Below are 12,968 nucleotides of genomic sequence, written 5' to 3'. Positions count from 1 at the left end.
TCCAAATCGCCGGAACGCTGCCGGGACGCTGAAGCGTTCCGGCGTCCCGGCAGCTTTCCGGCGAATTCACGGTGGAGTAGCGGGAACAGCGCAGCGCCGCGTCAGGCGAGGTACTCCGTGCGGCCCGCCACCACGGTGCGCAGCACGCGCGCGTTCAGCAGCGATTCCTCCCCGTGCACGAACGGATCAGCGTCGAGTACCGCGAAGTCCGCGGCGAGGCCGGCCACCAGGCGGCCCCTCCGGTCCTCCTCCATCACGGAAGCGGCGGCGTCGCGGGTGGCGTGCCCGATCGCTTCGGCCAGGGGCCGGGCGAAATGCGGGTTGTTCGGCGGATAGGACGGGTCCAGCGCCGACTTCCGGGTGGCGGCCACAAACATGTTCTGCAGGGCATCGTAGGGTGCGGTGGGAGCGTCGGTGGAAAACGCCAGGAGGGCTCCTGCTGCCACATATTCGGGCCAGGCGAAGCTGCGGTCCGGCCTGTCGTCGCCGAGCATCGCCACCCAGTTGCCGTAGATGGCAGGGTCGGCGTGGACGGGCTGCATGGAGGCGGTCACGCCGAGCCGGGCCATCCGCGCGGGTGTTTCCGGCGAGGTGTATTCGAGGTGTTCGATCCGGTGCCGGCGGTGGCGCGGTCCGTTCACTGCCGCCGCGTGTTCCAGTGCGTCCAGGGCAATATCGCTGGCGTGGTCCCCGATGGCGTGCAGGGCCACCTGCAGTCCGGCAGCATCGGCTGCTGCCACTACGGGTCCGAGCTGCTCCGGCGACCAGATGGGCCCGGCCTGGGAGCCGTCCGCGTAGGGCCGGTTCATGGCCGCGGTACAGGCATCGATCACACCGTCGAGCGCCAACTTGATGCCGGCCACCCGCAGCCACTCCGTGTTGACCTCCCGCGCCAGGAGCACGGCGCGTTCCACCTGGGCCAGGTTTTCCGCCTCATCGCCGGTGTTGTGGATGAACCAGTGCGCCACAATGCGAAGTGGCAGCTTCCCGCCGCGCCGTTCCGCGGCCCGCCGGAAAGCGGCCAGGTCCAGTTCGCCCAATGCCATATCCACTGCACCGGTCACCCCGGCGGCGAGATAGGCCGCGAGGGAACGTTCGACGGCGGCATCCCGGTCAGCGTCCGACGTCACCTCCCCCAGGAACGGCCAGACAAACTGCTGCGCGGCAGTCTCGTACAGCATTCCGTCCGGCTCGCCCTGGCTGTCGCGGCCGATGCGCCCGCCGAGCGGGTCCGGGGTGTCGCGGCCGATGCCAAGTTCTTTCAAGGCGGCCCGGTTCACCCAGCATGAGTGGTAGTCGTTGGCATCGAGGTAGACGGGCACATCTGACACCGCTTCATCGATCATGGCTGCGGTGGGGGCACCGGGCAGGGAATCGAACAGCCAGCCCCTGCCGAGGATCCGCTGCACACCGGGGTCCGCTGCCCGGGCGGCGCTGAGGCGTTCCTGGATCTCGGACAGGGAACGCGCGTCGGTCAGTGCTACTTTCCCCAGCGCCTCCCCGAGCATCATCACGTGGGTGTGGGCGTCGATGAATCCCGGCAGCACCAGCCGGCCGCCAAGGTCGATGACCTCCGCGGTGGAGCCTGCGGCCTCGTGGGCGGAGGCGTTGGTACCAACGTGGGTGAGCCTGCCGGCGTCGACAACAAACGCTTCAGCCCAGGGAGCCGACTCGTCGGCGGTGAAGACGCGGGCATTGCGGTACAGCTCGGTCATGGCTTTTATACTCCTGCAGTTCGGATGGTGGCGATATCGGGTGAGTTGGAGGTTTTAGCGGTGTTCACTGCCTCCACCCGGGAGGAAAGCCGGGCGATCAGGACTGCGGGAACCAGGAGCACCAGGCTGAAGCCGGCCAGGACCCAGCCCAGCGCGGGGAAGCCGAACGCCTCACCGATCCAGGCTCCGAACATCGGTGCGAAGCTGGATCCCACCAGGTACACCCCCAGCACGGGGCCGGACCAGCGGCCGCTGGCGTCCAGGGCTGCGGCGGTGGCGATGAAGTACATAAAGGCGACTGCGTACACGGTGTTCCAGGCGATCATGGTGACGAGGTAGGTGGTGGAGTCGGTAGTCAGGCAGGCCGTCAGCTTCAACGCTGCGCCGAGCGCCAGCAGGATGCCCAGCGGGAGGGCCCGGCCCAGCCTGGTTCCGAGGAATATCAGTGCGATGGCGGCGAGCAGGCCGCCGCCGGTGGACGCGCTCAGCACCAGCCCCAACTGTTCCTCCGTCATCCCGGCCTGGGCCACGCCGATGGCTCCGGACATCGCCCACAGGGAGTCCTCGCCTATCGCCCAAAGGGCGAAGATCGACAGCAAGGCGAAGCCGGCGATGGTGATGGTCCTGGTGCTGACAGCGTCCGCGGCGGCAACGGCCGTCGTCGTACTGTCCGTTGATGACGCGTGCGGCACACCCTCAGGGACCGCCCGTTCCTCCGCCATGGGCAGCCACCCGGCAGTGAACAGCAGCGCAAGGGCCAGCCCCGCCACCAAACCAAAGGCGCTCCCCATCCCGATGCCCACGGCAGGAATGATGGCCAGGACAACGGTGACGATGGCGCGGTTCGCGAGTCCGCTGATGCCGGAGGCGCGGTTCGGATTGCGCAGTGCGGCCAATGCAGCCCCGCCGGAGGCGACGGCGCCGCCGGCCCCGATGCCGCCGGCGATAATTCCGGTGATCACTGCGGCCGGTGCAAGGTCCAGGGCGGCGAGACCGAAGCCGGCCGCCGTCAAGAGCAGCCCCAGCCGGGCCACGAGGTAGCGTCCGCGGCCTTCGGTAAAGCGGGTCACGGCGAGGCACGCGAGGGCGGTGGCCAGGAGGCAGGCCGTCATCAGCGTTCCCGCCTCCGTGGCTCCCACCTCAAGCGAATCCTGGATGGCGAGGATCATGAACGGGACCAGGTTCGCGCTCATGAAGCCCACCACGCCGATGCCGAAGGTGGAGACCGCACGTTTGATGGTCAGCGGAAGCCGCTGGGATTCTGCCTGGGTCATTGGTTGTCCTTTGAATAAGATATGGCGCGGGTTGTGGGACTCCGCCGGATGCTTCCTTGCATCTGGCCTGCCTGCTGTCGGTCCGGCAGTTCCCGCTAAAACGAATGGCGTTCGTTTTATTATGCATGTGACCTGCGTCAAAGGGAAGAGTCCCTAGACTGGCATCTGACGAAGGGAGCTCCATGCCACGGCCCAGCACGCCGATCCTCTCCGTGGACCGCATCGCGGATGCCGCCATCGAACTGGTGGATGAAGGGGCCGGCTTCGGCGTAAATGCCCTGGCCCGCCGCCTGGGCGTCACCGCCTCATCCCTGTACAACCACGTTTCGGGGCGGGACGAGATCGTCGAACTGATGCGCGCGCGGCTGGGCGCCCAATCGATCCCGGAGGTGCCTGAGGATGTGAGCTGGGATGAGGCCGTTTCGATGATTGTGCGCGGGCAGCGGGAAATGTACGCGGCCCATCCGTTTGTGGTGCCGCTCATCGTTGGCAAAACCATCACCGACCCCGGGGTGATCAGCGCCTACGAACGCATGGCCTCGGCACTGGTTGCCGGCGGCTTCCCGGACGGGGACGTGCTGACCATCATCTCGGTGATCGATTCCTTTTCGCTGGGCGCCGGCCTGGACCTTGCTGCGCCGGACGACGTGTGGGCGCCGACCGAATCCGCAGCCACCCTGTCCCGGCTGGTCAAAGCCTCCGGGCATGGCCGGGCACGCAGCGACAAGGCCTTCGAGACCGGGCTTGAACTGCTTCTTGAATCGCTTCGGATGCGGCTAGCCGCGGGGTGACTCGGCACCCTGCTCGGGCGCCCCGACGATCCACGAACCGCCGAACGGCCAGATCGTCATGATCCGCCGTCGCGACTCTTCCGTTAAGCTTCGAGTAGCCCAGGGCGGGCCATAGCTCCGCTGCTTGGCCCGCCTTTGCCGGATGCCCTATACCCTAGTGACTTGACTCACAATTGACACTGACGTACCGTTTCCTGTTAGCGCTAACAAGTAAATAAAGGCGGACTGTCCTGGAGTGCCTCCTGCACCGCCGGGCAGACCGCTCCTTCCGAGTTCCCGAACCGCGGGTCCGGCTTTCAAAGCCCCACCCCTTATTGCATTACCTGCCGGCAAGCGCAGATGCTTACCGGCCCAGCACCACTTCGCGGACAACCTCCGCGGAAGGAGAAAGTTGTGAGAATTAGGAAACTCCTGGGCGCCGTTGCAGTCGCCCTCGCAGTCACTGTGGGTGCCACAGGTTGCGGCTCCCGGGGCGGAGCGACTGAATCCGGGGCCGGGGCCTCGGCCAATCCCAGCGACTCCCTGGTGGGCATCTCGATGCCCACGCAGACTTCCGAACGCTGGATCGCCGATGGCGGGAACGTGGAAAAGTCCTTGAAGGAACTGGGCTACAAGACCGACCTGCAGTTCGCCAACGACGACATCCCCACCCAGGTATCGCAGATCGAAAACATGCTCACCAAGGGAGCCAAGGCGCTGATCATTGCCGCCATCGACGGCACCACCCTGACCGACGTCCTTGCCAAGGCTAAGGAACAGAACGTCAAGGTCATCGCTTACGACCGGCTGATCAACGGCACCCCGAACGTTGACTACTACACCACGTTCGACAACTACACGGTGGGTGTGCAGCAGGCTACGTCCCTGCTGACCGGGCTTGGCCTCGTGGACGCCAGCGGGAAAAAGGTGGACGGCAAGGGCCCGTTCAACATCGAGCTTTTCGCCGGCAGCCCGGATGACAACAACGCCAACTTCTTCTGGACCGGCGCCATGGACACCCTGAAGCCGTACATGGATGCCGGCACCCTCAAGGTGCCCAGCGGCCAGACCAAATTCGAGCAGGCAGCCATCCTGCGCTGGCAGGCCCCCGTTGCGCAGAAGCGCATGGAGGACATCCTCACGGCCGCCTACAGCTCCGGCACCAAGCTCGACGGCGTGCTCTCGCCTTATGACGGCCTCTCCATCGGCATCATCTCTGCACTGACCAGCACCGGCGGCTACGGCAAGGGCGACCTGCCGGTTGTCACCGGCCAGGATGCGGAGAAGGGCTCCGTGAAGTCCATCATCGCCGGCGAGCAGTACTCCACCATCTTCAAGGACACCCGCCAGCTGGGTTCCCAGGCCGTAAAGATGGTTGACGCCGTCCTGAAGGGCCAGGAGCCTGAGGTCAACGACACCAAGACCTACGACAACAAGGTCAAGGTAGTTCCCGCGTACCTGCTCAAGTCCGTGATCATCACGGCGGACAACTACAAGAAGGAACTCATCGACTCGGGCTACTACACAGACGCCGACGTCAAGTAACCATCTGCGTCGGTTGCGGCCAGGCCATCCCGGCCTGGCCGCAACCCCTTCCCGTAGGACCCCTGCAGCCGCAGGCCGGTCAAGTTTTTCAACCAGTCAGTGGGAATTGACGATGAACACACCCATTCTCCAAATGCGGGGAATCACCAAAACCTTTCCGGGCGTGAAAGCCCTCCAGGACGTCACCCTGGACGTCAACCGGGGCGAGGTACACGCCATCTGCGGTGAGAACGGCGCGGGAAAGTCCACCCTCATGAAGGTGCTGTCCGGCGTTTACCCGCACAACTCCTTCGACGGTGAGATCCTCTTCGAAAACGAGCCCTGCAACTTCGCCGGGATCAATGACAGCGAGAAGCGCGGGATCGTCATCATCCACCAGGAACTCGCCCTGAGCCCCTACCTTTCGATCGCCGAGAACATCTATCTCGGGAACGAGCAGGCAAAGAACGGCTGGGTGGACTGGCGGAAAACAAACCTGGAGGCCGCGAAACTGCTGGCCCGGGTGGGCCTGGACGAAAACCCGGTGACTCCGGTCCAGCACATCAGCGTGGGCAAGCAGCAACTGGTGGAAATCGCCAAGGCACTGTCGAAGGAAGTCAAGCTCCTCATCCTGGACGAGCCCACTGCGGCCCTCAACGACGAGGATTCCGGACACCTGCTGGACCTGATACTCCACCTGAAGGGCCAGGGCATCACCAGCATCATCATCAGCCACAAGCTCAACGAAATCCGCAAGGTGGCGGACGCCGTCACCATCATCCGCGACGGCAAAACCATCGAGACCCTTCGCCTGGATGAAGGCCAGATCACCCAGGAACGGATCATCCGCGGGATGGTGGGCCGGGACCTGGAAAGCCTCTACCCGGACAGGAACCCCCAGATCGGCGAGGAAGTCCTCCGGATCGAGGACTGGTCCGTCAGGCATCCCCAGGACCACTCCCGGATGGTGGTGCACAACGCGAGCCTGTCCGTCCGCAAGGGCGAAGTGGTTGGCCTCGCGGGCCTGATGGGCGCAGGCAGGACCGAGCTGGCCATGAGCGTTTTCGGGCGCACCTACGGGACCGCGATGTCCGGGAAGGTCTACAAGTACGGCAAGGAAATCAACACGTCCACCGTGTCCCATGCAATCGAGAACGGCATCGCGTACGCCACCGAAGACCGGAAGCTCTACGGCCTGAACCTCATCGAGGACATCAAGCGGAATATCTCCATGGCGGCCCTGCGGAAGCTGGTCAAGGGCGGCTGGGTGGACAAGAACCAGGAAACCATCGTCGCCAACGGCTACCGGAAGAGCATGAACATCAAGGCGCCGTCGGTGGCCGCCATCACCGGGAAACTGTCCGGCGGAAACCAGCAAAAAGTGGTGCTCAGCAAGTGGATGTTCTCGGACCCGGACGTCCTGATCCTCGACGAACCCACGCGGGGTATCGACGTCGGCGCGAAATTCGAGATCTACACCATCATTGCCAAGCTGGCGGCCGAGGGAAAAGCGGTGATCGTTATTTCCTCCGAACTGCCTGAACTCCTCGGCATCTGCGACCGGATCTACACCCTCTCAGCCGGCCACGTCACTGGCGAGGTTCCCATCGCCGAAGCATCCCAGGAAACCCTCATGCACTACATGACCAAAGAGAAGGAATAGGACATGTCCGCCTTACGAGAATCGCTCGGCTTCCTGACAAGCCGCCTGCGGCAGGTTGGCATCTTCGTTGCCCTGATCCTGATCGTCCTGCTGTTCCAGGTTTTGACCAACGGCATCCTCCTGGAACCCCAAAACGTCACCAACCTGGTGGTCCAGAACAGCTACATCCTCATCCTCGCCATTGGCATGGTTATGGTCATCATCGCCGGCCATATCGATCTATCGGTGGGTTCGATCGCCGGGTTCATCGGGGCGGTTGCCGGCGTGATGATTGTGCACTGGGGCTGGGCCTGGTGGCTCGCCATCCCCGCCTGCCTCCTGGTGGGAGCGCTCGTTGGCGCCTGGCAGGGTTACTGGATCGCCTACGTGGGGATCCCGGCCTTCATCGTCACGCTGGCGGGCATGCTAATCTTCCGCGGCCTTACCCTGATCACACTAAAGAACCAGCAGATCACCCCGTTCCCCGCAGAGCTCCGGGCTTTGGGCGGCGGCTTCCTTCCGGACATCTCCGGCGGCAACTCGGTGCTGGAATGGCTGACGGTCATCCTTGGCGTGGGCGCCACAGTGGCGCTGCTCATCCAGGCGCTCAAGGAACGCCGGATCCGGCGGAAGTTCGATCTCGAGAACGAGCCGATGGCCTGGTTTGCCACCAAGACCACCTTCATCGCCCTCCTTATGCTGATCATCACGTTCCTGCTGGCCAGCTACCGCGGTACGCCGATCGTCCTGATTGTGCTGGCCGTCCTGGTGATCGCCTACACCGCACTGATGAATAACAGCGTCTTCGGCCGGCACACCTACGCCATCGGCGGAAACCTGCACGCCGCCGAACTGTCCGGCGTCAAGACCAAAGCCGTTACGTTCCGGCTCTTCGTCAACATGGGCGTCCTGGCAGCCTTGGCCGGCCTGGTGTTCACCGCCCGGCTCAACTCGGCCCAACCGGCCGGCGGCACAGGCTTCGAACTGGACTCCATCGCCGCTGCGTTCATTGGCGGCGCTGCGGTCCAGGGCGGCATCGGCACAGTGGCCGGCGCCATGATCGGTGGCCTCATCATGGGCGTGCTGAACAACGGCATGTCCATCCTGGGCCTCGGCACCGACTACCAGCAGCTCATCAAGGGCCTGGTCCTCCTGCTCGCCGTAGGGTTCGACATCTTCAACAAGAACCGCACCGGCGGCGGCACCAGCATCACCAGCCGCTTCAAGAAGAAGCCGGTTCCCCCGGCCACCACTGAGGCAGCGGCACCTAAGGAGCCAGCCGCTCCGGTTCCGGCAAAGGCCTCCGAATCCGTCTGACGCCACATAAAAGCCCAACTGCCGGGAGTGTCCGGTAGCTGGGCTTTTATGCTTCCTAGGCCTTGGCGCCGAAGCTAAGCAGGACCTTCCCGGATTCCGCGGAGTTCCGGGCTACGCCGAAGGCCTCGAGCGCGTCCTCCACCCGGTATTCGTGCGTGATGACGGGCTCGATGTGCAGCGAGCCGTCGGCGAGGGCGGCGATGACGTCGTCGATCTCGTCGTTGAACCGGAACGAGCCCTTCAGCTCAAGCTCCCGGGTAATTGCCAGGGAGATCAGCACCGGTTGCGGCCCGGTGGGCAGCAGCCCCACCATCACCACCGTCCCGCCGCGGGTGGCGCCCTGGATGGCGGCCGCCAGGCCATGGTGGTTGCCGGAGGATTCAATCACGACGTCGGCCTCGACGGCGGCGATCGCCTGGGCGTCACCGGCGGTGATCACCTGGTCCGCCCCCACGGCTTTGGCGATTTCCAGCGGCTTGTTGTGCATATCGACGGCGGTGATATGGCTTGCGCCGGCCCGCTTCAGGACGGCGACGGCGAGCGCGCCGATGGGGCCGCTGCCGATCACCAGCGCGGACTTTCCCGCCACGTCCCCGGCCCTCGCCACCGCATGCCAGGCCACGGAGGCCGGTTCGATCAGAGCGGCAGTGCGCAGGTCGATGCTGCCCGGCAGCGTCCGCAGCATCCGCGTGGGCAGGTTCACGTACCGGCTGAACGCGCCGTCCTTGTGCGGGAACCGTGCGGCGCTGCCCAGGTACGTGCAGCCAGGCGAAAGGTTGGGCCGGTCCTCCGGATAGCGGGCAGCGCCGGGGCCGGGGGTTGCCGGGTGGACCGCCACCGGTGTGCCCGCGGCCGGGCCGGTTCCGTCAGCAGCGGCACGGACCACAGTCCCTGAAATCTCGTGGCCCAGCACCAGCGGTGCCTTCAGGATGGATTCGCCGGCGGCGCCGTGCAGCCAGTAGTGCAGGTCCGAGCCGCAGATGCCGCCGTAGTGCACCTCGATCACGGCCTCGTCCGGGGCCGGAGCGGCCAGGGTCAGTTCATCAATCCGCAGATCGTTGGCGGCATGGGCCACTACAGCCGGGCCGGTGATGGGGAGTGCTGTATCCAGGGACATCAGACCACCACCGTCATTCCGCCGTCGATGAAGATGGTCTGGCCGTTCACGAAGTCAGACCCGCTGGAAGCCAGCCACACGGCAGGGCCGGCGAGGTCCCGCACGGTTCCCCACCGGTTGGCCGGGGTGCGGCCCAGGATCCAGGAATTGAACTGTTCGTCGTCCACCAGGTTCTGCGTCATCTCGGTGTGGATGTAGCCCGGCGCGATGCCGTTGATCTGCAGCCCGGACGCCGCCCACTCCGCGGTCATGGCGCGGGTCAGGTTCCGCAGCCCGCCCTTCGCCGCAATGTAGGGTGCGATGGTGGGGCGGGCCAGGTCCGTCTGGACCGAGCAGATGTTGATGATCTTGCCGTGCCCGCGCGGGATCATGAAGCGGGCCGCCTCCCGGCCCACCAGGAACGCGCTGGTCAGGTCGGTGGAAATCACCCGTTCCCAGTCCTTCACATCCAGGTCCAGCATGGGCACCCGGTGCTGGATCCCGGCGTTGTTCACCAGGATCTCCAGCGGCCCCACTTGCTCTTCCACCCAGGCAACACCTCGGGCCGCCTCGGCGTCACTCGTGACATCGAAGGCCACGCTGTGCACCCGCCCGGGCGGGAAATCGGCAGCCATCGCCGCCGCGGCGTCCTTGAGCCGCTCCTCATTGACGCCGTTCAGCACAACTGTTGCACCGGCGTCGGCCAATGCCCTTGCCAGCGCGTTGCCGATCCCGCGGCTGGAACCGGTGACCAGGGCAACCCGGTCCGTCAGGTCGAAAAGTGAGCTCATGCGAACGGACCTGCCTGGACGAGGTTGGCCGGAGTCTTGCCGGCGGCCAGCGCGTCGAGCTGCTTCCGGAGGAGTTTCAGGATCCGCGGCTGGAACGCCGAGGCGTTGCCGCCCACGTGCGGGGTGATCAGGGCGTTGGTGGTAGACCAGAGCGGGTGGTCCTCAGGCAGCGGCTCCGGATCAACCACGTCGATGGCGCACTGCAGCCGTCCGGAGAGGACTTCCTTGGTGAGCGCAGCGGTGTCCACCACGGAACCGCGGCCCACGTTCACCACCAGGGCGCCGTCCGGCAGGGCAGCCAGGACCTCTTCGCCGATCAGCTGGTGGGTGTGCTCATTCAGGGGCAGCACCGATACCAGGATGTCGTGCGAGGCGGCGAGCGCGGCCAGTTCCGAGGACGCGTGCACCTGGCCGTGCTCATCCGTCCGGGCCGAGCTTCCCACGCGGGTAATGGTGACTTCGAAGGGCTCGAGCCGGCGGGCGATCTCGTGCCCGATCCCGCCAACACCCACCAGCAGCACCTTGCGGTCCGCAAGCGACTGCCGCCGCTCCGGCCGCCACAGTCCGTATTGCTGGTCCCGGACGGCCTGGTCGATGCCGCGCAGCTTGGCGAGGATCAGGCCGATCGCGAGCTCCGCCGTCGCCGCCGCGTGGACTCCGGAGGCATTCGCGACGCCGGCCGCGGGGCCGGCAGCCTCAATGACGCCGTCGTACCCGGTGGACTGCGTCTGGACGAACTTCAGCTGCTCCACCTTGGACAGGGACCCCAGCACCGCGCCGGCGCCGATGTACGGCAGGATGACGCCGTCGATCTCAGCCAGCGTCCCGCCGTCGGGTTCCGTCTCCAGGTCCCAGACCGCTCCCCGCAGCCCTGCGGGCAGGGGTGAGAGATCGTCGAGGAGCTGCTGGTCGGGGAAGCTGACGGTGCGGACTGTTTGCATCGGGAACCTATCAATCGGTGGAACTGGTTGGCGGGGCGGTGGCTAGCGCCGGTCGAACGTAAGGCCGCCGGGCACCTGGAACGTGGGCATGAGTTCAAGCATGCCAACATTTACGTGCCGGGGTGTTTCGATGGCGTAATCCACGGCGTTGACGATGTCATCGGTGGTAAGCGATTCGTAGCCCTCGTAGTAGGTCTTCCACGCCTCCTCCATGGCCTCCGGAGTGCCGCCCATGTTGCGGCCGAAGATCTCCGTCTCCACCCGCCCGGGGCAGATCTCGGTGACCCGGATGCGCTTGCCCACGGTGTCGTTGCGGAGCTGGCGGGAGATCTGGTGCACCGCGGCCTTGGTGGCGTGGTACACCGTGTGGCCGTAGAAGTTGTACGTGCCGGCGATGGAGCTGACGTTGATGACGTGCCCGCGGTCGCGTTCCACCATGCCCGGCAGCACCAGCCGGGTCAGCTGCAGCAGACCGCGGAGGTTCACGTCGATGAGTTCGTCGATGTCGCCTTCACTGGAGTCCAGGATATTGCCGGGCCGGGAGACCCCGGCACAGTTCACCAGGACGTCCACTTCAAGGCTTCCGACGGCGGCAGTCAGCGCCGCGGTGTCCGTCAGGTCCACCACGTGGGCCACTGCCCCGGTTTTGTCCGCGAGTTCCTTCAGGCGGTCCTCGTTCCGGGCCACGGCGTGCACGGTGAGTCCGCGCTTGGCCAGGCGTTCCGCGATCGCGGCGCCCATCCCGGTGGATGCCCCTGTGACGAGGGCGGTGGAGTAGTCAGAAAAAGTCACGGATGGCTCCTATGGGGGTGCAGCGCGGGGCTGCACTGGTTGTTGAAGTTTCGGGAGGGTCAGGCGTCGCGGAGTGGCAGGTGCGCCCGGTCCTTCACCGTGCTGACGGCGGCGAGCGTGCCCAGTGCGGTGATCACGGCGTAGAAGGCGGGCATGTAGATGTTGCCGGTGGACGAGATCAGCCAGGTCATCAGCAGCGGGGCGGTGCCGCCGAAGAGTGCCGAGGAGATGTTGTAGCCCAGGCCGTAGGCGGAGTAGCGGACGCGGGTGGGGAAGAGTTCCACGATCAGGATGTGGATCACTGCCGTGTGGCCGGCGAAGACCACTGCCATGATGCTGGCGCCAAGGATAGCCAGGGCCATCTCGCCCGTGGCGATCAGGGCGTAGGACGGGATGCCCAGGACGGCCATGGCAATGGCGGAACCGGCGATGACCTTCTTGCGGCCCACCCGGTCAGAGAGGGCGCCCATGAACGGGATGGCGATGCAGATGACCACCAGGCTGCAGGCGGTGACCAGCAGGGCCTCGCCGATGGTGAAGTTGAGCTGCTTGCCCTTGAGGAACGTGGGCATGTAGGAGAACAGGACGTAGTAGCCGGAGCCGTTCATCAGCGGGATGAACAGGGCCAGCAGCATGGCGCGGCGGTGCTCAGCGGAGGCGAAGGCTTCCTTGAGCGGGTTCTTGGACAGCCCGCCCTCTTCCTTGAGCTTCTCGAAGTTCGGGGTGTCGCTGATCGCTTTGCGGATGTACCAGCCGATGACGCCCATGGGGATGGCCACCAGGAACGGAATGCGCCAGGCGAAGGCACCGAACCCGCCGCCGTCGATCGCTGCCTGGGTAAGCCACGGCGACATGGAGTAGGCCACCAGGGTGCCGGTGAGCAGTGCTGCGAAGGAGGCGATCTGCGCGTAGGAGGTGATGATGCCGCGCTTGCCTTCAGAGGCGTGCTCGGCGAGGAAGGTCATGGCGCCGGCGGCTTCGCCGCCAACTGAGAAGCCCTGCAGCATGCGCAGCAGCACCAGCAGGATGGGGGCCGCGACGCCGATGGCCGCGTAAGGAGGCAGCAGGCCGATGCCGGCCGTGGCCACGCTGATCAGCAGGATGAC

General features: G+C 65.6%; 11 protein-coding genes. 4 read left to right on the top strand and 7 right to left on the bottom strand.

Annotation, left to right across the window (positions count from 1 at the left end; translation table 11 throughout):
• Positions 1 to 101: 101 nt before the first annotated feature.
• Entirely contained in the window at positions 102 to 1,715 is a 1,614-nt protein-coding gene (locus ARTSIC4J27_RS02505) for an amidohydrolase (RefSeq protein ID WP_050053642.1), read from the bottom strand.
• Positions 1,716 to 1,720: 5 nt separating this feature from the next.
• On the bottom strand, positions 1,721 to 2,989 hold the full coding sequence (locus tag ARTSIC4J27_RS02500) for a hypothetical protein (protein ID WP_050053641.1): 1,269 nt from the start codon (positions 2,987 to 2,989) through the stop codon (positions 1,721 to 1,723).
• Between the two features lie 182 nt (positions 2,990 to 3,171).
• Between ARTSIC4J27_RS02500 and ARTSIC4J27_RS02495 the strand changes: the two genes are divergently transcribed.
• The 4 genes from ARTSIC4J27_RS02495 (at position 3,172) to mmsB (ending at position 8,242) form a co-directional block, all read left to right on the top strand.
• Positions 3,172 to 3,780 carry a TetR/AcrR family transcriptional regulator gene (locus ARTSIC4J27_RS02495; RefSeq protein WP_050053640.1) on the top strand — a complete coding sequence of 203 codons (609 nt, stop codon included), beginning with the start codon at positions 3,172 to 3,174 and terminating at the stop codon, positions 3,778 to 3,780.
• A 393-nt stretch (positions 3,781 to 4,173) separates the two neighbouring features.
• Positions 4,174 to 5,304, top strand: a complete 1,131-nt coding sequence (gene chvE / locus ARTSIC4J27_RS02490; protein ID WP_407681110.1) for a multiple monosaccharide ABC transporter substrate-binding protein — start codon at positions 4,174 to 4,176, stop codon at positions 5,302 to 5,304.
• Positions 5,305 to 5,416: 112 nt separating this feature from the next.
• Complete coding sequence (gene mmsA, locus ARTSIC4J27_RS02485; protein WP_050053638.1) at positions 5,417 to 6,946, top strand: multiple monosaccharide ABC transporter ATP-binding protein; 1,530 nt, start codon at positions 5,417 to 5,419, stop codon at positions 6,944 to 6,946.
• Positions 6,947 to 6,949: 3 nt separating this feature from the next.
• On the top strand, positions 6,950 to 8,242 hold the full coding sequence (gene mmsB, locus ARTSIC4J27_RS02480; RefSeq protein ID WP_050053637.1) for a multiple monosaccharide ABC transporter permease: 1,293 nt from the start codon (positions 6,950 to 6,952) through the stop codon (positions 8,240 to 8,242).
• A 55-nt stretch (positions 8,243 to 8,297) separates the two neighbouring features.
• Here mmsB and ARTSIC4J27_RS02475 read toward each other — a convergent pair whose 3' ends face one another.
• From ARTSIC4J27_RS02475 to ARTSIC4J27_RS02455, 5 genes are all read right to left on the bottom strand, one after another.
• The gene (locus ARTSIC4J27_RS02475; RefSeq protein WP_050053636.1) at positions 8,298 to 9,359 is read right to left on the bottom strand and encodes an L-idonate 5-dehydrogenase; all 1,062 of its coding nucleotides are present in this window, start codon (positions 9,357 to 9,359) and stop codon (positions 8,298 to 8,300) included.
• A complete protein-coding gene (locus ARTSIC4J27_RS02470) occupies positions 9,359 to 10,129 on the bottom strand; it encodes an SDR family oxidoreductase (protein WP_050053635.1) in 771 nt (256 codons plus the stop codon). The genes ARTSIC4J27_RS02475 and ARTSIC4J27_RS02470 overlap by 1 nt, the downstream gene beginning before the upstream one ends.
• The gene (locus tag ARTSIC4J27_RS02465; protein WP_050053634.1) at positions 10,126 to 11,070 is read right to left on the bottom strand and encodes a 2-hydroxyacid dehydrogenase; all 945 of its coding nucleotides are present in this window, start codon (positions 11,068 to 11,070) and stop codon (positions 10,126 to 10,128) included. The genes ARTSIC4J27_RS02470 and ARTSIC4J27_RS02465 overlap by 4 nt, the downstream gene beginning before the upstream one ends.
• A 42-nt stretch (positions 11,071 to 11,112) precedes the next feature.
• Positions 11,113 to 11,862 (bottom strand): SDR family oxidoreductase, encoded by a 750-nt coding sequence (locus ARTSIC4J27_RS02460; RefSeq protein WP_050053633.1) that lies wholly within the window; start codon positions 11,860 to 11,862, stop codon positions 11,113 to 11,115.
• Positions 11,863 to 11,921: 59 nt separating this feature from the next.
• Positions 11,922 to 12,968 (bottom strand): MFS transporter (locus ARTSIC4J27_RS02455; RefSeq protein WP_050053632.1); only part of this gene is annotated, 1,047 nt, incomplete at its 5' end.

The sequence above is a fragment of the Pseudarthrobacter siccitolerans genome (genome assembly GCF_001046895.1).
GTDB classification, from domain to species: Bacteria; Actinomycetota; Actinomycetes; order Actinomycetales; family Micrococcaceae; genus Arthrobacter; species Arthrobacter siccitolerans.
The sequence above is the reverse complement of the archived record's forward strand: the minus strand, read 5'-3'. Positions and strand labels throughout refer to the sequence as shown.

Coding starts and splice junctions, on each gene's coding strand:
- ARTSIC4J27_RS02505 (WP_050053642.1), bottom strand. CDS start 1,715: ATGACCGAGCTGTACCGCAATGCCCGCGTCTTCACCGCCGACGAGTCG.
- ARTSIC4J27_RS02500 (WP_050053641.1), bottom strand. CDS start 2,989: ATGACCCAGGCAGAATCCCAGCGGCTTCCGCTGACCATCAAACGTGCG.
- ARTSIC4J27_RS02495 (WP_050053640.1), top strand. CDS start 3,172: ATGCCACGGCCCAGCACGCCGATCCTCTCCGTGGACCGCATCGCGGAT.
- mmsA (WP_050053638.1), top strand. CDS start 5,417: ATGAACACACCCATTCTCCAAATGCGGGGAATCACCAAAACCTTTCCG.
- mmsB (WP_050053637.1), top strand. CDS start 6,950: ATGTCCGCCTTACGAGAATCGCTCGGCTTCCTGACAAGCCGCCTGCGG.
- ARTSIC4J27_RS02475 (WP_050053636.1), bottom strand. CDS start 9,359: ATGTCCCTGGATACAGCACTCCCCATCACCGGCCCGGCTGTAGTGGCC.
- ARTSIC4J27_RS02470 (WP_050053635.1), bottom strand. CDS start 10,129: ATGAGCTCACTTTTCGACCTGACGGACCGGGTTGCCCTGGTCACCGGT.
- ARTSIC4J27_RS02465 (WP_050053634.1), bottom strand. CDS start 11,070: ATGCAAACAGTCCGCACCGTCAGCTTCCCCGACCAGCAGCTCCTCGAC.